Annotated in this window: 21 protein-coding genes and 1 tRNA gene; 8 read left to right on the top strand and 14 right to left on the bottom strand. The window is 46.1% G+C overall.

Annotation, left to right across the window (positions count from 1 at the left end):
• The first annotated feature begins 101 nt into the window (after positions 1–101).
• A complete protein-coding gene (locus tag GS501_RS00330; RefSeq protein ID WP_160829971.1) occupies positions 102–1,400 on the top strand; it encodes an MFS transporter in 1,299 nt (432 codons plus the stop codon).
• Positions 1,401–1,521: 121 nt separating this feature from the next.
• Positions 1,522–2,817: a bifunctional sulfur transferase/dioxygenase Blh gene (blh, locus tag GS501_RS00325; protein WP_160829913.1), complete on the top strand. Its 1,296-nt coding sequence runs from the start codon at positions 1,522–1,524 to the stop codon at positions 2,815–2,817.
• A 170-nt stretch (positions 2,818–2,987) separates the two neighbouring features.
• Here blh and GS501_RS00320 read toward each other — a convergent pair whose 3' ends face one another.
• A complete protein-coding gene (locus GS501_RS00320; RefSeq protein WP_160829912.1) occupies positions 2,988–4,424 on the bottom strand; it encodes a Hint domain-containing protein in 1,437 nt (478 codons plus the stop codon).
• Positions 4,425–4,764: 340 nt separating this feature from the next.
• On the opposite strand from GS501_RS00320, the gene rfaE1 reads away from it, so the two are divergent.
• The 3 genes from rfaE1 (at position 4,765) to GS501_RS00305 (ending at position 8,040) form a co-directional block, all read left to right on the top strand.
• Positions 4,765–6,195 (top strand): D-glycero-beta-D-manno-heptose-7-phosphate kinase, encoded by a 1,431-nt coding sequence (rfaE1, locus tag GS501_RS00315; RefSeq protein WP_160829970.1) that lies wholly within the window; start codon positions 4,765–4,767, stop codon positions 6,193–6,195.
• On the top strand, positions 6,192–7,364 hold the full coding sequence (locus tag GS501_RS00310) for an AGE family epimerase/isomerase (protein WP_160829911.1): 1,173 nt from the start codon (positions 6,192–6,194) through the stop codon (positions 7,362–7,364). The genes rfaE1 and GS501_RS00310 overlap by 4 nt, the downstream gene beginning before the upstream one ends.
• A gap of 70 nt (positions 7,365–7,434) precedes the next feature.
• A complete protein-coding gene (locus GS501_RS00305; protein WP_160829910.1) occupies positions 7,435–8,040 on the top strand; it encodes a LysE family translocator in 606 nt (201 codons plus the stop codon).
• Between the two features lie 345 nt (positions 8,041–8,385).
• Here GS501_RS00305 and GS501_RS00300 read toward each other — a convergent pair whose 3' ends face one another.
• Positions 8,386–9,564 carry an MFS transporter gene (locus GS501_RS00300; protein ID WP_160829909.1) on the bottom strand — a complete coding sequence of 393 codons (1,179 nt, stop codon included), beginning with the start codon at positions 9,562–9,564 and terminating at the stop codon, positions 8,386–8,388.
• Positions 9,565–9,594: 30 nt separating this feature from the next.
• Entirely contained in the window at positions 9,595–10,002 is a 408-nt protein-coding gene (locus tag GS501_RS00295; RefSeq protein WP_160829908.1) for a Rid family hydrolase, read from the bottom strand.
• A 74-nt stretch (positions 10,003–10,076) separates the two neighbouring features.
• Between GS501_RS00295 and GS501_RS00290 the strand changes: the two genes are divergently transcribed.
• Positions 10,077–10,934: a TrmB family transcriptional regulator gene (locus GS501_RS00290; protein WP_160829907.1), complete on the top strand. Its 858-nt coding sequence runs from the start codon at positions 10,077–10,079 to the stop codon at positions 10,932–10,934.
• A 61-nt stretch (positions 10,935–10,995) separates the two neighbouring features.
• Positions 10,996–11,916 (top strand): STM4504/CBY_0614 family protein, encoded by a 921-nt coding sequence (locus tag GS501_RS00285; protein WP_160829906.1) that lies wholly within the window; start codon positions 10,996–10,998, stop codon positions 11,914–11,916.
• Between the two features lie 110 nt (positions 11,917–12,026).
• On the opposite strand, the gene GS501_RS00280 is transcribed toward GS501_RS00285, so the two are convergent.
• The 4 genes from GS501_RS00280 to gatC all read right to left on the bottom strand — a co-directional run bounded on the left by GS501_RS00280 (position 12,027) and on the right by gatC (position 15,437).
• Positions 12,027–12,118: transfer RNA gene (locus tag GS501_RS00280), tRNA-Ser, on the bottom strand.
• Between the two features lie 93 nt (positions 12,119–12,211).
• Complete coding sequence (gene gatB, locus GS501_RS00275; protein WP_160829905.1) at positions 12,212–13,672, bottom strand: Asp-tRNA(Asn)/Glu-tRNA(Gln) amidotransferase subunit GatB; 1,461 nt, start codon at positions 13,670–13,672, stop codon at positions 12,212–12,214.
• Positions 13,669–15,150, bottom strand: coding sequence for an Asp-tRNA(Asn)/Glu-tRNA(Gln) amidotransferase subunit GatA (gatA, locus tag GS501_RS00270; RefSeq protein ID WP_160829904.1), 1,482 nt, complete (start codon positions 15,148–15,150; stop codon positions 13,669–13,671). Before gatA ends, gatB begins: the two co-directional genes overlap by 4 nt.
• On the bottom strand, positions 15,150–15,437 hold the full coding sequence (gatC, locus tag GS501_RS00265; RefSeq protein WP_160829903.1) for an Asp-tRNA(Asn)/Glu-tRNA(Gln) amidotransferase subunit GatC: 288 nt from the start codon (positions 15,435–15,437) through the stop codon (positions 15,150–15,152). The genes gatA and gatC overlap by 1 nt, the downstream gene beginning before the upstream one ends.
• A gap of 70 nt (positions 15,438–15,507) precedes the next feature.
• Between gatC and ruvX the strand changes: the two genes are divergently transcribed.
• Positions 15,508–15,972, top strand: a complete 465-nt coding sequence (gene ruvX, locus GS501_RS00260) for a Holliday junction resolvase RuvX (protein ID WP_160829902.1) — start codon at positions 15,508–15,510, stop codon at positions 15,970–15,972.
• 58 nt (positions 15,973–16,030) lie between these two features.
• Here ruvX and GS501_RS00255 read toward each other — a convergent pair whose 3' ends face one another.
• From GS501_RS00255 to GS501_RS00225, 7 genes are all read right to left on the bottom strand, one after another.
• Positions 16,031–17,251 (bottom strand): Gfo/Idh/MocA family protein, encoded by a 1,221-nt coding sequence (locus tag GS501_RS00255; protein ID WP_160829901.1) that lies wholly within the window; start codon positions 17,249–17,251, stop codon positions 16,031–16,033.
• Positions 17,252–17,627: 376 nt separating this feature from the next.
• Complete coding sequence (locus tag GS501_RS00250) at positions 17,628–18,005, bottom strand: VOC family protein (protein ID WP_160829900.1); 378 nt, start codon at positions 18,003–18,005, stop codon at positions 17,628–17,630.
• A gap of 73 nt (positions 18,006–18,078) precedes the next feature.
• A complete protein-coding gene (locus tag GS501_RS00245) occupies positions 18,079–18,921 on the bottom strand; it encodes a glycosyltransferase family 32 protein (RefSeq protein ID WP_160829899.1) in 843 nt (280 codons plus the stop codon).
• Positions 18,922–18,970: 49 nt separating this feature from the next.
• Positions 18,971–20,215, bottom strand: a complete 1,245-nt coding sequence (locus GS501_RS00240) for a glycosyltransferase family 32 protein (protein ID WP_237442334.1) — start codon at positions 20,213–20,215, stop codon at positions 18,971–18,973.
• A gap of 120 nt (positions 20,216–20,335) precedes the next feature.
• Positions 20,336–21,787, bottom strand: a complete 1,452-nt coding sequence (locus GS501_RS00235; RefSeq protein WP_160829898.1) for a mannose-1-phosphate guanylyltransferase/mannose-6-phosphate isomerase — start codon at positions 21,785–21,787, stop codon at positions 20,336–20,338.
• Positions 21,788–21,847: 60 nt separating this feature from the next.
• Positions 21,848–22,993 (bottom strand): polysaccharide biosynthesis/export family protein, encoded by a 1,146-nt coding sequence (locus GS501_RS00230; protein WP_237442333.1) that lies wholly within the window; start codon positions 22,991–22,993, stop codon positions 21,848–21,850.
• A 424-nt stretch (positions 22,994–23,417) separates the two neighbouring features.
• Positions 23,418–23,882 carry a sterol desaturase family protein gene (locus GS501_RS00225; protein WP_160829896.1) on the bottom strand — a complete coding sequence of 155 codons (465 nt, stop codon included), beginning with the start codon at positions 23,880–23,882 and terminating at the stop codon, positions 23,418–23,420.
• Between the last annotated feature and the right edge of the window lie 538 nt (positions 23,883–24,420).

Here is a 24,420-nt window from a genome sequence, read left to right as displayed (position 1 = left end):
TCTCGTAGGGCCTAGAAATGCTGTGTCCCATACGCGCTTTCAGCAATGAGGCTGGAAACAGGTTCGTGACACGCCGATGCACAAAGGGAGAGACAACATTTATGCTCGAAACAGCACCTGAGAAACGCAGTTTCGCCGAGAAGATTGGTATTCCCAAAGCTCTCTTCTGGGCGTTTGTCGGTCAACTTTTATTCATGGTGGGTGATGGTGTCGAGGCTGGATATCTCGACACATTCGAGACACATCACGGCCATTCACAAGATTTCGTCAACTATCTTTTCCTCTTCTACGGCATCACTGTGATGATCGCCGCTTGGCTGTCTGGGCCGCTCTCTGATCTTTTTGGCCCTAAAAAGGTCATGTGGTGGGGGTTGATCCTATGGTCCGTGCTTGAGGCCTGTTTTCTTATTTTTGGATTAGGGCCCAATAATGCAGCAATGACCTTGCTTTTTTACACATTGCGCGGCTTTGCCTACCCCCTCTTTGCCTATGGTTTCCTTGTTTGGATTGCCGCAGCCACACCCAGCTCAATGCTTGGCTCTGCCGCCGGGTGGTTCTGGTTCTCCTTCTCTGCCGGTCTGCCAACGCTTGGGTCTCAGTTTGCACGCTACGCCATCCCCCAAATTGGTGAGCTTAATACCTTTTGGTGCTCTTTGGGGTTGGTCATTATTGGCGGGTTGATTGCGTTGCTCTTCACCCATGAACCAACAGGAACAAAACGCCTCCTTCCAGAGCATGTGTCAGTAAAGAGCGCCTTCTTTGATTCTTTCAGCATCGTCTGGCGTGAACCAAAGACGTTGATTGCAGGTATTGTCCGCACGATTGATACATCCTCTGAATATGCTTTTCTGGCCATCATGCCGTCCTTCTTTGTGGACCATCTCGGCTTTTCACTTGGGCAGTGGCTCAACCTCTTATCGCTCATCTTCTTGAGCAACATTATCGTCAACCTTCTCTCGGGGATGCTGGCAGACCGTCTCGGGGCTCGCTTTGTTGTAGCGGTCTTTGGCGGTATTGGTGGGTTTATCTCTATCCCGCTTTTCTATTACGTGCCTCTTTACTTCCCTGGAAGTTTCTTGGCTGCGGCTCTTGTTGGTGTGCTCTACGGGGCAGCGATTGCGGCCTTCGTGCCACTTTCCGGCCTTATGCCGCAAATTTGCCCGAAGGAAAAAGCCGCCGCTCTTTCCATTCTTGGCCTTGGGGCTGGCGCCTCCACCTGGGTTGGTCCAGCGCTCGTCTCCGCCTGTAGCGCGATCTTTGGTCAGGGAATGGTCTATGTGATCTGGACATTCGCCATCGTTTACTTGCTCTCCGCCTTTATGACGATGTCTCTGACTATTTCACCCGAGGCACGCCGTTATACGCAGGAAATGGAAGCGCAACAGAAATCAGAATCATAACCCGCTTCCTCTCTTTTTATAGCTAAAGAACACCCTCGCTTTTATCATAGCGGGGGTGTCCTTGATTCTGAGTAGAAAGTTCCTACCCTAACGTGGTGACGACACATAAAGGGCTATACGCATGAGATATGTACGCATCAACGATCATCTGATTGTCGCGGACCAACCTGACCTCAAAACCCTCGCTTCATTAAAAGAAGAAGGATTTAACCAGGTTGTTAATCTCCGCCCTGATGGCGAAAACACATCGTACCCTTCTCATGAACAAGCCGCCCATACTGTAGCGGAAATGGGCTTACGCTATCACTATATCCCAGTCACCATTAATACCCTCACACGCGCCGATATACGGGCTTTTCAGGCAGTATTACACGAAAAGAACGGGCCAGTTTTTGCTCATTGCGCTTCGGGTAAGCGCGTCATGACGCTCTATGTGCTGGGCCAAATACTCGATGGCCACATGCACGCGGATGATATCTTACCCTTTGGACGCAATTATGGCTTCGACCTAACCGAAGCCGTAAAATGGCTCGAAAAAGAGCAAGAACGCAAACTCCATGTGGAAGGTTTTTTTGATAAAAGCACCTGGAGCGTGCAGTATATTCTCATTGACCCGAAGACGAAACATTGCGCCATTATTGACCCCGTTTGGGATTATGACGAAAAATCTGGAACAACCAGCACCGAGAATGCCGATAAATTACTCCGCTATATCCACGACAACAAACTTCACCTTGAGTGGATCCTTGACACACATCCCCACGCTGACCACTTCTCAGCGGCTCATTATCTGCACGAAAAAACAGGAGCACCGACAGCAATTGGCGTCCATGTACGTGATGTTCAAAAGCTGTGGAAAAAACTTTATAATCTCCCAAACCTCAAAACAGACGGCTCTCAATGGAACCATCTCTTCAAAGAAGGCGATCATTTCACCATAGGTTCCCTCAAAGGGCGTGTTCTCTTCTCACCTGGCCATACTTTGGCCTCTGTGAGTTACTTGGTCGATGATGCTGTCTTTGTTCATGACACCATCTTTATGCCAGATTCTGGCACAGCCCGAGCTGATTTCCCTGGCGGTGACGCCAAAACTTTATGGCGCTCTATCAAGGAGATTTTAGCCCTCCCAAAAGAAACCCGCCTTTTCACTGGGCACGATTATCAACCTCACGGGCGACATCCCCGTTGGGAAAGCACAGTTGGGGAACAATTACGCACCAACCCGCACCTAAAGGATATGACAAAGGCAGCGTATGTGAAACTCCGTCAAGCCCGGGACAAAACGCTTCCTATGCCCAAACTTATCCTTCACGCGCTTCAAGTAAATATTCAGGGCGGTCGACTTCCTGAACCTGAAGATAATGGGGTAAGTTATCTCAAGATTCCCCTCAACACACTACGCGGGACGACAGAGTAACATTCCATTCTAACACATCAGAACTCTCGCGCTTGCTGCAGGGGGCCTAAAAAAGGACATCTCATTTCTCTGCAGCAAGACTTAACCATGAAATAGCTCCCTCATGGGAGGGCTATAAAGCCCTCATTACGAGACCACATGACAGATACACACATCCCCACTCACCCCATTTAGGCCGCCATCATAGGCTGCACATCCGATTGATCTGCAAACATATCCCCCTCGGCAAGGTAAGGCCCAGCCTGTTGAACATGTAGACTGAGAACACAGGGAACCGATGTCCTTCCAATCGGGAGAAGTGCTGATCCACTGGTCCAGCGGCAATGCGATGCTTCCATGACGTCCCATCCCAACAAGGATGAATCCTGGAACGGTGTCTCTAAGGTGACACACTCATCGTCATAAAATAAGCGGACATCATCCACCAAAACACCGAGATTGCGCCGATCATCAATAAAAGGCCCAATCACATCAGACGGACGGAATGTCCGGGATACGAGATGAATATGTTTAATATTCTCTGGCAGCATAAATAAGTAATAATGCTCTCTTACACGATAAGGCCGAACATCCATACCGGTATCTGTGACGATATGGAGATCTGGATCATCCACCGCTGCAGGAAGAGTTTGCGTCAGTCCAGAACGTTGCGCAATTTTTCGCCATATAGGCTCGGCAATATCTCGACGTGCTCCCAACGGGGCAACCGCATCACGCGCCCATGTTTTACGACCAATCGTAATAAGATTCCCGTCATGCCCTAACTGATGAGCCGTATCGAGATATGTTTCGGCATAGACCCCATTAGCGCAGATAATTTCATGATTTCCGCATTCAACATGATAAATATCATAGTCACGAACAGAGTTTTCCCTCACAATAGAATGCTGATTTAAAAGCATCCGCACAGGGATAAGATCCCCATCTAAAAATATACAATGCTCTTCCGTAAGAAGAAGATCATTATAGGGAACATTATCAGCAAGAGCATGCGCCTTAATACGGACGGGGTAATCCTCAAAGGAAGAAACAATAACGCGTTTCTTGCAGATGGATGTAGTTTTTTGCGGAATTTCTTTCCCTTGTCGGTATGTTACGATAACTTCCCCAGGAGCAATATCTTCAATTTTTTTTAGGCCTGACAGTGTCTTAATTTCTGCTCCGACTAGAAAACATACCGTTGCCGATGGGACATCGGTCAGCAATCCTGACGTCGTAGCGGTTTTATTGATCTCAAATGTCGGGAGAAGAGCAATCGTTCCAGCTGAATTCCCGCCCAGTAGAGATGTAACGGTTGCATCTGTAGTCAATTTTGTAAGCAATGAAGATGCCGTCGTCGGGTCCAAATTTGTTGGTTTATCACTACCGTCTAAATATGCCGAATCTGGAACAATATTACCGTAAGAAAAAATCAAGGCTATTTTCGAAATACTGCTATTACCACTACTATCATCATCGCTATCACTGGATGGTGTATATGTTGGATCCCCCTGATATTTCAGGTTTACTTGAACACTCGAGACAGGAACACCCGCCTCTGTTGTTAAATTTAAACTCGTATCAAAGACAAGCGTAGCAACAATCGTTTGATTATTAGGAGAAAGCACCGTTCCTTTCGGAACAATAATATATTTTAACCCTGTACTAGAGTTTAGTGAGTTGAATTAACTGTAGTCAGCACTTGTTGCGAGAATACTCCCCATAGACTGAGACGTATTAGTATATTGCGTCACCGCACTATAGGTTGTCTTATTCGTCCACGTGACATCGGCCATTTCTCTTCCCCTCAGAATCAGCAGTCATCATCAAAGCACGTAAACTCTTCCATAAGGTTTAGTTACAGATGACAGGCCAGCCACATGGCCCAAATTTTGAAACCATGACCAACCTATGTCAGTATAGGAGAGTTTCAGATATCTCCTCCCTTCCAGGAAGATCATGCGCCTTATGATAGACAATTTTAAATTCGGCCATATCACCGTTATTGGGGATATTATCTTAGACCATTACATTATGGGCGAGGTACACCGGGTCTCGCCCGAAGCACCTGTTCCTGTTTTGCTGCGCTCTAGTCAAACTTCCCGCCCAGGGGGGGCCGCTAATGTCGCCGCCAATGCCGCGGCATTAGGGTGCCACGTAACGTTAATCGGAATTGTCGGTCCTGATAAAGAAGCACGTATACTACAAGAGACCCTTCATCCATGGCCGCAGATTGACACCTCTTCTTTAATTACCTCTGAAAACTGGGATACCATCACAAAAACACGTATCGTCAGTGGACGGCAGCAAATTGTCCGCATTGACCATGAACAAACCACCCCTCCCTCACAAGAAACCTATTATCGCCTCATAGAAGCTACCTGCCGCGCCATTGAACACACGGATATTGTTGTCTGCTCCGACTACGCTAAAGGCGCTCTTTCTGACGCCGTCATCAACGCCATTATGCAAGCCGCACAGGCACATTCTGTTCCTGTCATTGTAGACCCTAAACGTCCTGATTTCTCAGCCTATCGTGGCGCGTCTTTAATAACGCCAAACCTCAAAGAAATGGCACTCGCTACCCAAAATATGCCCCTAGAGACTGACCAAGAGGTTGAACGCGCTTCGCAAAAAGCAAGCGAGCAATTTGGCGGGGATGTCTTACTCACACGCTCAGAAGCGGGGATGTCACTCTGGTGTCGCAATGGACGGATCCTGCATAGAGCCGCACGTAAATCAGAAGTATTTGATGTTTCTGGTGCAGGTGATACTGTTATTGCAACGATCGCAAGTATTCTCTCAGCGGGCCAAACATTGGAAATGGCCACAACCATTGCAACCACAGCAGCTTCCATCGCTGTGCGTAAACTCGGAACCTCTGTTGTCTCGCGTGATGAACTTAATCAGGAGTTAAAAGAGGAAATTGAGGATAAAGACCTCCTCATGCCCATAGATCGTGCCTTAACGATCATTAATGAATGGAAACGTCATGGCGCCACGATTGTTTTCACCAATGGATGTTTTGACCTCCTTCATCCTGGTCATATTTCCCTCATTGAAGGCGCTGCTAAGCAGGGCGATAAACTCATCGTTGCCCTCAATAGTGATCAATCTGTCAAACGTTTAAAGGGGGCTCAAAGACCCCTGCAAAATGAACATGCCCGCGCAAAAATTATGAGCGCGCTCCGTCATGTCGACATGGTCCTTATTTTCGAGGAAGACACACCATTAGAGCTTATCAAAAAAATTAAACCCCATACTCTTGTTAAGGGCGCTGATTATAAAGAAGAAGACGTGGTCGGTGGTGATGTGGTCAAGGAGTATGGTGGAAAGGTCGCTTTGATAACGATCATTGAGGGACAATCAACCACGCATATTGTAAAGCGCATGTCATGACATATTATGCCGATGCACCCTTCTATAAAAAACATCTCAGAAAAAGATGGCATCACTGGCTGACAGAACAAGCCCTCCCCCTTTGGATAACACGCGGCTTTAATGAGCGCATTTCGCTCTTCCATGAGCGCCTCTCCTTTGACCATAGCGCGATCCCATTGCCAGAATTACGCCTTATGGTGCAGGCACGTCAGATTGCGACCTATTGCCACGCAGAACATCATGGCCTGTACCATGGGGGACAAAAGGCTCTTGCTTGTTTAGATAATGTGACACACCGCTATTATCGGCCGGACGGCAAACCAGGATGGGCCTTTGCGGTCTCCCCTGATGGATCAACCATTAACCCCCTGCGAGATCTCTACGCACACGCTTTTATTCTTTACGCACACGCCAAGGCATATCAACTCACAAAAGACCCTGCCCTTATTAAGCGAGCAAAAGAAACCATTGCGGATATAAAATCAATTTTTACAACAGAGAATGGGGGCTTCCTTGATACTGCCCCCTCCCAACCTCTACGCCGCCAAAACCCACATATGCATCTTCTAGAGGCCTTCTTGGCACTCTTTTTCGCCACAGATGATTTGTTCTTTTTAAACGAAGCTGAAGAGCTCGTTACATTCTCTTTGAAGACTTTTTACCGGTCTGATTCAGGAATGTTATTGGAGTTTTTCACACCGGATTGGGTCCCAACACACGCAGAAAACCTTAACCATGTTGAGCCCGGTCATCTTTTCGAATGGTCTTGGCTCCTTATGGCTTATAGACGGGCAAAAACCTCTCGTTCTTTGTCACTCCCTCTCAGCACAAACCTTCGCTACGACCAAATATTCGAAGCAGCAAAAAATCTTTACGCAGCGGGCCTACGCTATGGGGTAAGTGATGATGCCTTTGTTTATGATTCCATCCTCAGCTCTGGCCTCCCACAAGAGCGCTCACTCCGCCTATGGCCTCAAACGGAATTCCTCCGTAAACTTGTCGGAATGTATGATGTTCAGCTTTTACTGAGCGTATCCAAAAATTTCTTCACCTTCTTCGCTCCTCCCTCCCTTAAAGGCGGATGGATTGATCGCCTTCATGAAGACCGCACGCCAGCAAGTTCTGATATACCAGCAAGTTCGCTTTACCATATTTACAGCACAGCCATTGAGATCATTTCGGATTAGGAATATAGAGATAATGAAGAAATTTTTCTTTCAAAAAGAAACCATATCAAAATAAAAAGGGGAAGATTTGATGATACCAAGCCTGATAACCTCACTCGTTTTTTACTCATTCATAACGTCTGTTACCCCTGGCCCCAACAACCTTATGCTGCTTACATCTGGCGCCAATTTCGGCTTTATCAGGTCAACACCACATATATTAGGTATTTCTTTCGGCTTTTTCGTGATGTTACTCTCTGTTGGGTTCGGCGTAGGAGCACTATTATCAACCTTCCCAACCTTGCATATAGTACTAAAACTAATGAGCGGGGTCTATCTTCTATACCTCTCTTGGCGCATTGCCATGACCCGTTCCATAGGCAAAAGCAAAGATATCAGCCAACGCCCCATGACTTTTTTAGGCGCGTCTGCTTTTCAATGGATCAATCCAAAAGTCTGGGTCATGGCTCTAACCGCAATCGCCATGTACACAAATACCATACACCCCTTTAGCTCCGTCGTTATTGTAAGCATCATTTTTGCTGCAATAAACTTACCGAGCGTAGCCCTATGGGCAAGCTGCGGAACGATGCTTCGCCACTTTCTCGACGATCCTGTCCGCCTCAAATGGTTTAATATCACAATGGGTCTCTTACTAGCACTCACCTTATGGCCATTAATGATGTCATCGACATAACGTCCTCTTTTCTAAGAGAAAGGTTATGTGAACTGCGTGATACATCATAAAGAAAAACGTTCTGATATTATGCCCTTTTCCTATGAACATTTTCACATTGTATCTCAATGGTTCTCTAATAAACGTGATGTTGTCCAATGAGGTAGCCCACAACTTTCCTTTCCCAAAATAAAGCGCCTGAATGAAACGTCTATTCGTAGAATAGACTTGCCATCCTTACCTATAAAAAAATTGGCTTCCAAACTGAAGGAACACGTCGTTTTCCACGTTAGTCGCAGGGAAATTCTGTTATATTAAAAAGCTGTTTGTATAATGCCACTCGCCACATAACCGTCGTTCTTCGCCCTAACAACCATCACGCGTTACGCTCCTAGCACCAATACCAACTGTTAGCGCACTGATAAATGTTAACCCTAAGCAAAATGCGCACACGGCACTCCATCCGAAATACTCTAAAAGTGTAAAAGAGACCGCCGCACCGATAGCTCCGGCTCCATAATATAAAAACATATAGAGACTATAGAGGCGACTACGCGCATTAGGATCTAGCGAGAGCACGCGAGCTTGATTAGCCACCTGGGAAGAGAAAAGACCAACATCCACCAACAAAACACCAAGAATAAGCGCCCATAACGCACTATTAAAATACCACATCAGCACAAAGGCACAGAAGGCTGTCAACACACCCGTTATAATCACTTTTCTCGCCCCGATACGGTCCGCCCAACGCCCCGCAGAACGCGATGATAACGCACCGGCAATCCCTACCAAACCAAACAAACCAGCCTGCTGTGGACCAAAATAAAAAGGGGACTGCGCAAGATGAGCCGCTAAACATGCCCAAAAAGCACTAAACGCCGCAAACCAACCCCCTCCAGCAAAAGAGGCCTCTTTCAGCAGATGACTTCTTCGAAATAAAGGAATCAAAGACCGTAAAATATCCCTATAGGGCGTAACAGGTTTGGAAGGCTCATCAGGAAGTAAAAAATGAATGGCAACCGCGCAAAAAAGCACGAGCACCCCACTCATAGCCAACATCACACGCCATCCGAGATGCTGACCCAGCATTCCCCCTACGACGCGTCCGCCAAGAATGCCAAGAGCAACCCCCGTGGCTACTATTCCAACTGCCTGACTACGATGTTCCGGAGAAGCAATATTGGCAGCAAAGGAATTGAGATGGATAACAATCGTCATCATAATACCCATCACAAGTGAAGCACCAAGAAACACCCAAAGAGATGGGGTTATCGCAGAAATAAAAAGACATAGTGCCAGCCCAATAAACTGATAATACGCCATTTTTTTACGATTATACCGATCTCCTAAGGGTGTAAGAAAAAGCAAGCCGAGAGTATATCCCAGTTGCGGAGCCGCAGCCACAAATCCCAAAGAAAACGTTCCTACTGAGAAACTTTTTGAGATATCAGGCAAAAGCGGTTGTAATGAAAACCCATTAGACATAGCCACACCAGCACTCACTGCTAGAACCAAGGTCCGCACATGTTGCTGACTACTGGGCATATTCCTACGTTGAATAGTTTGTCCCATATTTTATCTACCCAGCGCATCATGTGATGATAAACAGGCAGTAACGTCAATTTCGACCAAGATATCCTGGTCAACAAACGGCATGACATGCAACATCCCAAGAACAGGGCGAATAGTTAAGAATATGTCTGCATGTGCTTGCGCTGCTTCGTGCCAACGCGAGATATCCGTTAAATATAAGGTTACTTTAATAACGTCTTCATAACGAGATCCTGATTCAGAAAGAACTTCTCCAATTTTTGCTAGAATAAATTGGGTTTGAGCAAAAACATCTCCCTTCCCAACAATCTTCCCATCTGATCCCGTCGCGGCAGTCGGTGATATAAACATGAAGCCATTTGTTACAACTGCACGCGAATAACCAATTTTCTCTTCCCAGGATGAACCAGAAGAAATGTTTTTGCGCGTCATATAGTTCTCCTTTCGATTCGTTTAACTACCTTAGTAGTGTATTATCGATTATAAAAATGTGCTATTTATTTCTCATGGAATTTAAGCAGTCATCAGAGCAAACATTGGGCGCACTCATGCGCCTCGGCTTTTCTCAGTATGAGGCAAGGGCTTATTGCGCTCTTGTGGAGACCTCGCCAATGAATGGTCATGAGGTCAGCAAAGCCTCAGGCATCCCCCCTTCCAAAATTTACGAAACACTCCAACGTTTGGAAGCAAAAGGAGCTGTGTTAAAAACACGGTCAGAACCGGTGCAGTACACCGCTTCCCCTCATACAAAGCTTATGAGTGCCCTTCGACAACGATTTGAAACTGACCTTGCTACAGCTGAAACGGGACTTTCCGAACTCCCAACATCGCGCCCCAACGGTCTAATTTGGTCCCTCCGTACAACGGAAAGTGTCATTTCTGCATTCTGTGATACTATCGACAATGCCACATCAGAAATTCACGCGGCCTTATGGGATGCAGAGCTTGAGCATGTCGCCCCTTCCCTAGAACGCGCCAGTCGCCGCGGCATCCAGGTGCATGTCGCCATTTATGGCAAACATACGCTTGATGGCCCTGTATGCTATGATCTAACTCTGTGTGGAGAGAGTGCACTCAAAAGGCTAAACGGGCGACGCCTCTCTGCTATTGTCGCTGATCAAACGAAAACCGTCATCGCCGAATTTCATACAGACAATTCAGTCGAAGCCTTAACAACAGACAGCCCCCTTATGAGTTTACTGACTGTCGAATATATCAAAGGCGACGTCCTCGGCCGCTTGCTGATCAATCAAATGGGGCAAGATCATTTCGAGCATATACGCCAAACCTCCCCCTCCATGCGCACTCTGCTTGATCCGGTTACGAAAGGGAAAACTACCCCCAAGGCACAGACAAAGCAGTAGGCCAGGCCGTCTTGGTCAACTATAATAACGAAATGTGAAAATCTTCCAGAGGATGGACTCTATGTCGGTGCCAGATATTTATTCAAGGCGAAACAATATTGATAAACATAATGATATTTATAATTATGATACTGTACCGAAAACACTCAAAATACAAGTTATGTACATCGCCGAAGACCTATTCGGAAATGGAAGTTCAGTCAGGCCTCGGGGTAGGGAAATCAGTTCCAACACCATATGGACTAATTTTGGGCGTCTTTTATTCAGAGAATGGGCCTTACCCTTTAAGCAAATCAGCCCCAAGAGAGAAATTGAACATGCTCTTAACTCCCCAAACCTTACCACACCTCAATTCCTTGATTTCTGTGAATTAATTTTCATTTTAGCTGAAAAAATAATCCGAGTAGGCAGTTGGCGACCATCAACAACAATATCCTCAGCGATAGAAGAACTTAACACAAGGTTTCTAGAAGCGGGTTTTGGCTATCAATATGATGGAGGAAAAATTATTCGGATCGACAATCAATTAATCCATAAAGAGATTATTATACCAACATTACAATTCCTATCAGACCCATTATTTAAAAAATCAGATGAAGATTATCGTCTTGCGCATGATCATTATAGAAAACAACATGTAAAAGACTGTGTTATAGCCTGCGGTCGTTCTTTTGAATCAATGATGAAAGCTATTTGTGATAATAAAGGATGGGCCTACCAATCTGGTGCCCGAGCTTCTGATCTAATAAAAATTCTGAGAGAAAAAGGCTTATTCCCTGCCGGAGCCAACAGAAGCTTTGACACTTACATATCGATGCTCAAAACAGGTGTCCCAGACTTAAGAAATGAAAACGGAGGTCATGGAGCAGCTCCTGATACCCCTGAGCCAGCTTTGCACATGGCTGCCTACGCCTTACATCTGACAGCTTCCAATTTACTGTTTCTTGCAAATTCATGGAAGGCCCTAGAAAATATCGACTGATTTTGCCACTCGGGATATTCCGGCTTTCCTGTTAGGAAAAGTATCCAAAGACCTCACCCGCTAAAATCTTCGAATTTTTGGCTTTTTTCTGGGATATATTTGGGTATCGCTGGCGGAGGGGATGGGATTCGAACCCACGATACGGTATGACCCGTATAACGGTTTAGCAAACCGCCGCCTTCAGCCTCTCGGCCACCCCTCCGCTTTTTACGCGGTTTAACACGGCGTTTGCAGGAGTGTTTCTAGGGGGAAATGCCGCGCGGGTAAACCCCCAGAAACACTTTTTTTCAGCTTTTTATGCGGAGAGCATCTTCTTCAACAGTTCGTTGACCAGTGCAGGGTTTGCTTTCCCCTTCATAGCCTTCATGGTCTGCCCAACGAAGAAGCCGAAGAGCTTCTCTTTCCCGCTTTTATATTCAGCAACCTTATCCGCATTCGCGTCCAAAATTTCCTGAATACTCTTCTCAATTGCTCCCGTATCGGTCACCTGCTTCAGGCCCTTACGGTCCACAATGGCTTGAGCGGACTCTCCCGTTTCCACCATATCTTCCAGAACTTCCTTAGCGATCTTCCCATTAATGGTCGAATCACTAATCAGCCCGAGAAGTTCACGCAGCCCCTGCGCACTCACAGGGCTATTTTCAATAGAACGCCCTGTGCGATTCAGCGCTGCGAAGAAATCCCCAAGGATCCAGTTTGTCGCCAAACGCGCGTCCTGGCCCTTCGCAACCTCTTCATAGAAATCCGCCACAGACTGCTCAGCGGTCAGAACGGCTGACTCATAACGTGACACGCCATATTCTTTTTCAAGACGTGCCCGCTTATCTTCTGGCAGCTCTGGCAGATGAGCCTTCAGCTCATCAATCCAGCTTTGCTCAAGCTCAAGTGGCAGCAAATCAGGATCAGGGAAGTAGCGATAATCATGCGCATCTTCCTTTGTGCGCAAGGAACGTGTTTCACCTTTTACATGGTCAAATAAACGCGTTTCCTGATCGATCGTGCCACCCTCTTCCCAGATATCAATCTGACGTTCGGCCTCAATCTCAATCGCCTGCATCACATAGCGCACGGAATTAAGGTTCTTAATTTCACAGCGTGTGCGATAGCCCTCTTCACCCGGACGCCGAACAGAAACGTTCACATCCGCCCGCATGGAGCCTTCTTCCATATTCCCGTCACAGGTGCCCAGATAACGGAGAATTTGGCGTAATTTACGCAAGTAAGCGCCAGCTTCTTCGGGAGAACGAATATCGGGCTCGCTAACAATCTCCATCAGCGCCACACCCGCACGGTTCAAGTCAATAAATGACCGTGTTGGGTCTTGGTCATGGATAGACTTTCCAGCGTCCTGCTCAAGATGCAGACGCGTGACACCAATCACACGGACTTCCCCATCAGGAAGCTCAATCTCAACCTTTCCTTCGCCAATGATGGGGTGCTCAAATTGGCTAATCTGATACCCCGTTGGCAAATCCGCATAGAAGTAATTCTTACGGTCAAAGCGGCTAAATTTATTAATCTTTGCACGCAGCCCAAGCCCGGTTCTCACCGCTTGAGCAACGCACTCCTCGTTCAAAACAGGCAGCATACCTGGAAAGCCTGCATCCACGAGGCTGACATGGCTGTTGGGCTCACCACCATAGGAAGCAGAAGCACCAGAGAAGAGCTTCGATTGACTCACAACCTGGGCGTGGACTTCCATCCCAACGACAATTTCCCACTCACCTGTGTTGCCGGTAATGCGATAGTTGCTCATGCCGACACTCCTGCATGAAGGGTGGGACGATGGGTGAAGGATGCCGCTTGTTCGAGAACAAACCCTGCGGCTAACAGCGTTTCTTCATCAAAATGACGACCAATGAGCTGAAGGCCTAAGGGAACTCCCTGGCTGTCCAACCCAGCAGGGACAGACATTGCCGGCACCCCAGCAAGGCTGGCAGGCACGGTAAAGACGTCATTCAGATAAACCTGCACAGGATCTGTTGGCTTCTCATCCCATGCAAAAGCCCCTGATGGCGCTGTAGGGGTCAACAACACATCAACCTTTTCATAGGCTTGGAGGAAGTCACGCCGCAGCAACGTACGGACTTTCTGCGCACGCAAATAGTAAGCATCATAATAACCGGATGACAAAACATGCGTCCCCAGCAAAATACGACGCTTCACTTCATCTCCAAAGCCAGCTGAGCGTGTTGCCTCATAGAGTTCGTCAAGTGACTTACCAGACACACGCTCACCATAACGCACCCCGTCATAACGGGCTAAGTTGGACGAGGCTTCTGCCAATGCCGCGATATAATAGGTCGGCAATCCATATTTCGTGTGCGGAAGAGACACATCCACAATCTCAGCGCCGGCATCTTTTAGCCAGACGATACCATTATCCCACAATGCCGCAATTTCAGAAGGCAAATTGTCAATGCGGTATTCTTTAGGAATACCAACCTTCAACCCTTTAACCCCACGATCTAAAGCCGCCTCATAATGTGGAACGTCTTTGTTAACGCTCGTCGAATCTTTGGGGTCAAACCCTGCCATGGCTTCCAGCATGATCGCACAATCACGCACCGTCTGTGCCATTGGCCCTGCTTGGTCTAAAGAACTTGCAAAAGCAATGGTGCCAAACCGTGAGCACCGACCATAAGTTGGCTTTACCCCTGTGATCCCACAAAAAGACGCCGGTTGACGGATAGACCCACCTGTGTCGGTTCCTGTTGCCCCCAGCACAAGCCCTGCTGCTACAGCCGCAGCAGATCCGCCAGAAGACCCACCTGGGACCAAACGCGCATCAGAACCTTTACGCTTCCAAGGGTTCTCTACACCACCAAAAGCCGATGTCAGATTCGTGGAGCCCATGGCGAATTCATCAAGGTTCAATTTCCCTAAAGAAATAGCCCCTGCTTGCTTCAAATTCGCCGTTACCGTGCTCTCATAAGGTGGAATAAAATTATCCAAGATACGGCTGGCTGCGGTTGTACGAACATTTTCTGTCGCAAAAAGGTCTTTAATCCCTAGAGGAATGCCACACAGAGCCCCTCCTTCGCCTTTCGCCAGCTGCTCATCTGCTTGTTTTGCCGCCTGGCGTGCTTGATCCGGCGTCCGTGTGATAAAACTATTCAAACGGTCATCAAGACGTTCAATCGCGCTGAGATGAGCATCAACCAACTCAACTGCCGAAATTTCACGCTTTTTCAACGCATCACGCGCCGAGGCTAGAGTATAATTAAACGCCATTATTCCACCACCTTCGGCACAGTATAGAAAGGCCCTTCGCGCTCTGGCGCATTAGACAGCACAGCCTCTTGGCGGTTTCCGTCCGTCACCTCATCTTTACGCAAACGAGCACTTGCCAGCTCGCTACCAATCATTGGTGGCACATCAGTGACATCCACCTCATTGAGCTGATCAACCCAACCAATAATACCATCCATCTCGCGCCGATAGGTTTCAACCTCAGCGTCTGAAAGACCAATTCGAGCTAGTCGGGCGATCCGCGCGACTTTTTTCGCATCAAGCGACATGTACATTCCTGAATAAATGTGAAAGGTCAGGGTAGCCTTGCAGCCATAAACATGATCATAACGCTTAGATATGCCGCTATTCAATCCACATGAGCTCAGAGCTCAACTCAAATCGTCTCAATCTATCATGGGAATTGACCCTGGAAGCCGTCAAATCGGCATTGCCATCTCGGATTCATCCCTCATGTTGGCCTCTCCTTTGATCGTTCTTAAACGCGGGAAATTGGCCACTACCGCTAAAGAGATTCACGCGCTCTGCCAAAAACACGCTGTCGGTGCGTTCCTTGTCGGGCTTCCCCTCTCCCTTGATGGAAGTTTTGGCCCTGCAGCACGAGCCGCCTCCGATTGGGCCCTCGCCCTTTCTGAGAGATTGAACATTCCTGCCTCTATGTGGGACGAACGCCTGTCATCCAACGCGGTCAATCGCTTTCTCATCCAAGATGCAGATATGACGCGCAAGCGACGCGGTGAAGTTGTTGATAAAATGGCGGCTGCTTACACATTGCAAGGATGGCTAGATGCCACAGCCCCCTAACAAAAACGCCTGATCTCAAAGACCAGGCGCTCCGTTTATATCGCTCTAGAGCACCATCTCAGATGGTTTTACGCCAATCTGACCAGTCTGTCGCAACAGGACGTCCTGTATGAGCAGACTCATAAATGGCTTGGATGAGACGCACATCTTGCATCCCTTCCTCACCCGTTGCGGCCACACGCGTCCCTTTTTCAAGAGAAATGGGCAGATGGTCTAATTGGGCCGAAAACTGATTAAGAGCCTCAATGGTGAACATGGGGGTCGACCATGTATGGATATCACCCGTCTTGATAAGATTAACCCGGTTGCTCCAATAGCTCGTTGCAGGATCAAGCAACAAAGAGCCTTTTTCTCCCTGCAAGCAGAAACGCGTCACGGCATGGGTGGTAAAAGACGAACTTCCATGAGCCACACCACCGGAACGATAACGCATCATCCAAGTAATAGTATCCTCAACCTGACTAAATCTTGGGCTTGGATTCGGAACAATCATCGCCCGAACTTCAACAGGATCTTCATCCATCAAATAGCGCGCACCATTAACGCCATAGATGCCCAAATCCATCAGCGAGCCGCCACCCGAGAGCGCACGGGTTAAACGCCAATGCGTGGTGGGGTCCGTCGTATCAGCGCCTAGATCGTTATTATCGGTTGTCACAATCTGAGGCTTCCCAATAGCCCCGCTCCGCGCAAGAGAAATCGTCTTATTGGTGATGGGATCAAAATGGCAACGATACCCAACCATCAGCTCTTTCTTCGCGTGCTTGGCCGCATCAATCATACGTTGACAATCTTCAACGCTGGTTGCCATGGGCTTCTCACACATAACGTGCTTGCCAGCCTTAAAAGCACGAACCGCAAAATCTGCATGGAGTGCATTCGGCAGAATGATGTAGACTGCATCAACGTCTGGATTTTTCGCAATCTGGTCAAAATTCTCGTACGAATACAGGTTGGACTCTTCAAGTCCATATTGGCTTCCAAGTCTGCGGGCTTTTTCCTGGTCGCCACTCACGAGCGCCACGAGACGCGCGTGCTGACACTCAGCAAAAGCTGGCAAAATCTGATTGATCGCATATTTGCCAAGACCAACGATCGCATAGCCAAATTTACGTGGCCCTGTTGCTAACGGGCGCAACACGTTAGGAAATGGGCGCCCTCCTAACCCCGCTGGAGGTGGTGGAAACCCCATAGACTGCGCAGCTCCCTCGCCAGCACCATTTGCCATCAGAGTGGCGCCGTGTAAGCTATGACCTTCCGCAGAAAAACGACCATGCATAGCACTTAATCCTTCCACCTAGATATGTCCCCGTCCATTACGGGAAGCACGCGAATGTCGGCGCACTACGCGCAGTCCATTCTATTTATAAAAAATGTTTTAATGATAAAAAAACCAAAATATCAAGATAGAATTATCTCACAATAAAACGGTTTTTTTCTCATTGAGAAACAAGAGGTTAGAACCGAGATTACTAAAGTCTCTCTTCTCCAAGCTCTTTATTATCGCTGATCAAAGGTGACTTCTGTCACTATGATAAAGAGGCCGAAGGCGGCGGGTTTGCTAAACCGTTATACGGGTTCATACCGTATCGTAGGTTCGAATCCCATCCCCACCGCCAGCGATACCCAAATATATTCTAGAGACGCGACAGCCACTAAAACTTGAATAAGCCGCAGAGCTTATTGCCATCTGGATCTCTCAAATAAGCGAGAAACAGCTTCACCCCTTTTTTCTCTCTAACCCCTGGTGGATCTTCAATCGTCTTTCCACCATTTTGAACACCTGCCTCATGCCAGGCCTTCACCATTTCAGGTGACTCCATGGTAAGCCCGATGGTTCCACCATTGGCAGAAGTCGCCGCCTTGCCATCAATCGGGCGTGTTACGAGGAATAGCTGGCCGTCTTTAGCATAGCCAAATCCTTCATCAAGAAGCGTAGGAACTTCTTCTGCACCAATAACGGCAAAAATGGCCTTATAGAAGTCCTTCGACTTCTGAAGATCATTCGTTCCAATAACGATATGACTGAACATAGCTTCTCCCCTGATCCCAACGATTGACGACATTACTTCTACAACTACGTTATTTTAGAAAACGCAAAAATAATCAACTAAATATCTTCTTCCATAAACCATGAAAGCTTATCTTTTTCCTGCTACCAATCTTATGAGACTTTTCACCATAAACCTGACGAGATTCCCATATTTCCTTATAATTATTAGTTCCTTTTAAACCGAGATGAGAAAGATCACCCGCGATCAATTTTATTCTAAAAGCAATAAGCCTATGATCAGGAGAAACATAAGCATCATTTTTCATCGCATATTCTGGCGTTGTCCAACGATACTCCCCGACCCATTGATCATCTACCTCATCTGATTGCCCCTTCTCTACCATAGCAGCTGTGATAGCGCGCCCGTACATAATGGGTCCTGTTATACAAAGCGGTGTCTTGCCATAAAATTTATTTTTATAGTTTTCTATAATATACTGGATGCAAATCTCTAACTCCCTTCTCTTTGGCAAAGACCAAATCAAACCATTTTGCATAGTGGTCCAACTTTCATTTGTAAATCCAAGTTCTTTAAAAGCCGCAAAACCTTTTTCTTTAGGAATATCCCAAGAATTTATTATTTTAATACCTAGATCAACGTAAATACCGCCCATAATATATAAAATACAATATCGCGCTAAGTCAGCTTTGTATGCAAATGCCGTGATATTCTTATACGCAACAGATACATCATTATCAAAATTATCTTGAAGAAACTTCAGTATCGTCTCGTCATTCCACAATATATACGTAGCGCTCGGATAAATTCGACGTATCTCACATATATTATCCTCAATAGGATCTGGGAATTTCAGATTATCACGTGGATAATTCTCATTACAAATAAATATCTGATGTATATACATAACATCATGAATGTCTTTATTACCGATCATATCCACATTACCAACAAGTTAAAATAAAAAAACGTATTCATTCAAAAAATTACTCTCTCTTATTTAACCTCATCCTTGAAATGATATTCTGCCCTCTCATTTTAAATATGTTATATACGCATCGCAATTTATCATCCCCAATATCGTCAGCGGGAACAATCTCAATTTTCTCAATAAATCCCTCAAGCCACCCCATATTGTACAATCTAATTTCTACTCCTGAATAAAAATGATCGATTGAGAAAAAAGCCCTTATCTTATTTAATTTTCCATGTACATTATCAAAATTCCCTTTAAAAAGATTATCGCTATCAGCTCTGCTGCAAATACCTACACGCATATTGTGAAATTTCGTACCTTCTTTGAAGGTCACTCTAATCTCGTAAGATCCTGGAGATAACCCAATATATGGGCCATACGTAAATCGTCCCTTTTTCTTTTCAACAACGGTTATTCCATCAGGAGTACGCCTTCCTCCTCCAGTTAATTGAATCTGCTGGTCATCATGTTTCCATGCAGGCCATCTCTCACCATATGCCTGACGGCGCTGCCAACTCTCATTATAATTATTTCCCCCCATAAGCCCCATATGAGACAATTCGCCAGCACGAACTTTGGCCCTCAAGGCCACTAGATTGCCAAATGGGTCAACATAAATCATATTTTTGTTGTCTTGGCTCGGTGTTACAGAACGGCAGTCACCGATCCACTGAGCTCCTGCCCCTTCAGATCCGAGTGATGCCGCAACTAACGCGACAGATCGACCAAGTTGCACCGGACCGGTCGGATAAAGCGAATTTAAACCATAATAATGGTCCCTACAATTTTGTACAATCCAATTAATTGCATTAAGCAACTCTGGACGACCTTTTTGTGCATAAACAAGGCCGTTTTGTATCATAAAACTCCCTGTCTCTTGATAAAGATCTCGAAACGCACAAAACTCTATTTTAGATGGCACCTTAAATTCTCGGAAAAGCCTGACGCCAAGGTCAATATATAAACCGCCCTCAACATAGAGTATACAGAGCCTGGCTAAATCACATTTATACGCGTAAGGCGTTAACGTATCATAACTATCAAGCACTGATTGATCAAAATCATTTTTTATTAACTCTCTAACATCTCGACCACTCCACATTTTATAGGGAATATTTGGATGTAGCTTCTTTATCTCTAATAAATTAAGCTCAAAAGCTTCAGGTATCTTCTCTGGGAGCTCTCCACCATCAACGATCATAACCTGATGTATTAGGTTTACGCGTTTTGTAAGGAATATATTTTTTTCACTCATTAATTTTATCTTTCCTCACAAAAAAAAGTTAACCTCGAAACCTAAACACTAACTATCTAAACCTGTTCTCTGTCTCAAATATTCACTCCAAGAGTGACGCACTGTAATATATCTTTAAAATTACGCTCTAGAATAAAAATCTTCTATTCTAATAATATCATCTTCGTCCAAGTACGAGCCGGATTGCACCTCAATTAAAGTTAAAGGGATTTTTCCGGGATTTTCAAGACGGTGAATCTCACCCAGTGGAAGATAAACACTTTCATTTTCACACAAAACAAACTCTTCCTCACCACGCGTTACAAGCGCAGTCCCTGCAACGACAACCCAATGTTCTGCGCGATGAAAATGCTTTTGCAAAGAAAGCTTATGGCCAGGATTTACGCAAATACGTTTTACATGAAAACGCTCTCCACGAATCAGACTGTCATAAAATCCCCAAGGTCGATAGACACGATTGTGATGCAGTGCCTCTGGGTATCCCTCTCGCGCCAACCTTTCAACAGCTTTCTTCACATCCTGCGCATTGTCCCTATGAGAAACAAGCACAGCATCCTCCGTCACAACGACAACAAGATCCTTAACACCACAAACGCTTACGACTATTTTATCGGATCGAACATAACAATTCTGTGTTTCATCTAAAAACACAGTCCCCAAGGCTACATTCCCCTCATCATCTTTGGGGGTCAACTCCCACAGACTATCCCAACTTCCAATATCTGACCATCCGAATTGGGAAGGAACAACAGCAGCATGTTTTGTACGCTCAGCCACCGCATAATCGATGGAAATATTGGGAGCTTTCCCAAAATCCTCACGTGCAAGACGCTCAAAATCTAAATCAATCGTCCGTTTCTCGACGGAATCACGGACTGTCATATACAACTCTGGTTCAAATTCCTGTATATCTCGCAAAATCGTACGTGCTCGCGCAACAAACATGCCCGAATTCCAATAAACATCCTGATTCTGAAAAAGCTCTAACGCACGATCGTAATTAGGTTTTTCAATAAATTGAGATACACTATAAACGTTACTTATACTATCTAACAGTTTTCCTCTCTTTATATAACCATAACCTGTTTCCGGTTTTGTCGGACAAATACCGAAAGTGGCGATATAGCCCGCTTTTGCCGCTTCCACAGCTTTCATCAATGCGGTTTTCAATAGATCTTCATCTTGAATAGCGGCATCTGCGGCCACTATCCATAAGATAGCATCTGGATTTTCTTCCATTACCATGAATGCAGCAGCCGCGATGGCAGGAGCCGAATTACGGCTGAAAGGTTCAAGCACGACACGCGCATTCGTCACTCCCACTCTGCGTAATTGTTCAGAAACAACAAAACGATGTTCTTCATTACAAACAATTACAGGAGCAGAAAGACCAAGGTGACTTCCCCGCAAAACAGTTTCCTGCAGCAACGTATTATCGCCTAATAATGGCCAAAATTGCTTGGGAAAGCTTTGCCGAGATACTGGCCAGAGACGGCTCCCAGACCCTCCCGACAGTATAACCGGCACAACTGTCTGATAGAGAGAGACTATTTCCTCCTGCTTCACAGACATCACCCTCGCCTTCTATTTAATTCGATTAAATGGAAAAAATCTTTCCGCAAAATCAGCCGACTAATACCGTGACATATTCGCCGCCGTAATGCCTGGGCTTACGATAGTTGAAAGAAGCTGAACAAATTTGTAGAATCTGTTGCTCTTAGCCGTCGCAATGAGGATCACGTCCTTCGTCTTCATAGGAATACGTTGCGCTAGGAAATAACTACTCGGGTTCATCATATCAAGTTGATACACGACGGGAATCCCATGTGGGGTCGCGGGCGTATCCAGCTTCAGTGCTTTTGCTGCCACAGGATCTTCAAAACGGAATAAGAAAACAGCATTTGGATCAGCTCGGTTATCGTTAGGCCCCCCTGCCCGCGCCACAGCTTCGGCTAGAGAAACATGAGGGGATTTAAAGGGAGTCTCAACAGCCTGCAACCCAGCTGCACCAAAAACAGTATAACTACGCGGCTGATAAATCACATGGATTCTATCACCTGGGCGTGCTCGAATATCTTCACTTGGAAAATTTTCCAACGTCCCTAGATCTGTCTCACCGACCTGCTTACCTCGAACAAGCTCAACATGGGAATCTTCTGGGGGATTTACAGCCCCCCCCGCGATAGCAATCACATCCGATAAGTGCTCTTGTGCCGTACTCAGAACAACCCGCCCTGGCCGATGAACTTCTCCCGATACAATAACTGTGTTTGAAATATCGTTAGATATTCTTACCATGACTTGTGGATCTTGCGACTTACCAGCAAGATTACTCCTAATTTTCCCTGCAAGTTCTTGGGGCGTCAACCCCGCCGCGCGAAGCCTCCCAACATATGGGATCGAAATCGTTCCATCTGCTTCAACCTCTGTAGGTGGAAGATTTTGGTTCGTTACACTCGCAGCAGGCCCCACTGGCAAACCTTCAGAACCAGAAGTACTTTGTGAGGAAGCAAAAAGCCCATTCCCAAGCTCAAAGACCGTCACCGTCAGGACATCCCCTACCCCAATTCGGTCATTTCTCACTTGCCTGTTCGATGCTTTATCCAAGCTTGAGATAATTGGCGGTACCTCAGATGAAAGAATGGCTGCCAATTGAGGCGTTACAGGCAAGATACGAAATCCTAATGGATTTGTCTCAGGCTTCTTCACCGACTTTAGGACAGCCTGCTCTGTCGGGGCGCTATCGGGAAGAGAGCTGCACCCACTCAAAACTCCCATCCCCACGCTTACGAGACCACATAAAAGACGTCTCGATATACCAATATGAAAGCAAGTTCGGGTCACTTGTCCTAAAGCCATAAACTGTCAGATCTTTCTTGATAGTAAGCTCACGAATGGGAAAGAGCAGCACAACACATCTTTGTAAGACGTCACTGATACGCGCTCATGACATATTTTTGCATTCGACGATACCCAGTTTTCTGCCAGTCCCTTGTTCTAAACACGCCATTTCGTGAACAAACGCCACGACATTGCACAGCGTCATTGCCAGAATCGCACCTCTCCACTCCACACAATGTTCATCATCAGATGGCCAAAACAAGAATTTCATCATAATAAAAACACAACCTAACGAATCATCGTCAGGTGGCTACACCGGTTCCCTCTTCTCGTCCAGTATTACCCAAAGCAGAATCCACGATTACGAACGCTGTGAGGGTCTCTTCATTTTGGTACTAAAAACATAATCCCAAAATGTATTGCTCACCGCATAATTCGTCTCAGCCGACGCAAAATGATGCAAATTATGGTGACGACGCAGACGCGCCATAATTCCTCGTTTAAATCGTATTTGATGGCACAAATAGTGAATCACATCATACGTGATGTACCCTGCAAGGAAACCACAGAACACCGACGTCCCTACCCGGCCTCCCCACCACTCACCCACATACCAAAACGCTAATGCCAAAGGTACACTTACCACCAAAGGCATCATATTTCTCAGCTTATCAGTGGGCTGATCATGATGATTTCCATGAATAACGAAAACAAAATACTTCCCTAACTGCGATGAAAGCTCCAAATGGAATATGAAACGGTGCGCAAGATATTCAAACAACGTCCACAACAAGAAACCGGCTAAAAATAAGTAAGAAAATTCCAAAAAAGGAATCGGAAAACTCTCGAAACAAACCCACGAAAAAAACACCGCCCAAAATGGTAAGAATACAGATAGTGGCATGAAAGTAAGCCGTTCAAGCCATGGGTTCTCTAATAACCTCAAAGACACGTGGATCTCTTCCTTTTTTACTGGAATCTAGGCTGTTTTCTATCTTTCAACAGCCTAATTACTCAATTCCAAAACGGCTCTCCCGACGACGCAGCCATAACCCTGTCAACTCGGACCAATCTCTCATAAAGAGAAATAAACTGAAAGGGCATAATTAACATCCGAAAACCTGAAAAAGGTTCTTTCACTAACGCCCACGACACAACCTGACAGGCATATGGGAAAAGATCATGTCGTCCGAGACGTGAACTCGTCTCTTTTTTTATAAAAATATACTGACCACAATCTGATAAAGCATATACTCATTTTCTATGATGTTACTAAAATTATTTTATAAGTCAGCTTGCGACTACCCCCCCCCCAATTAAACTAGATGCCCTATAGAAGCACTACATACATACTTTACGCGATG

This window comes from Saccharibacter sp. 17.LH.SD, from assembly GCF_009834805.1.
Classification (GTDB): Bacteria; Pseudomonadota; Alphaproteobacteria; order Acetobacterales; family Acetobacteraceae; genus Saccharibacter.
This window is presented reverse-complemented; position numbering and strand designations above follow the sequence as displayed.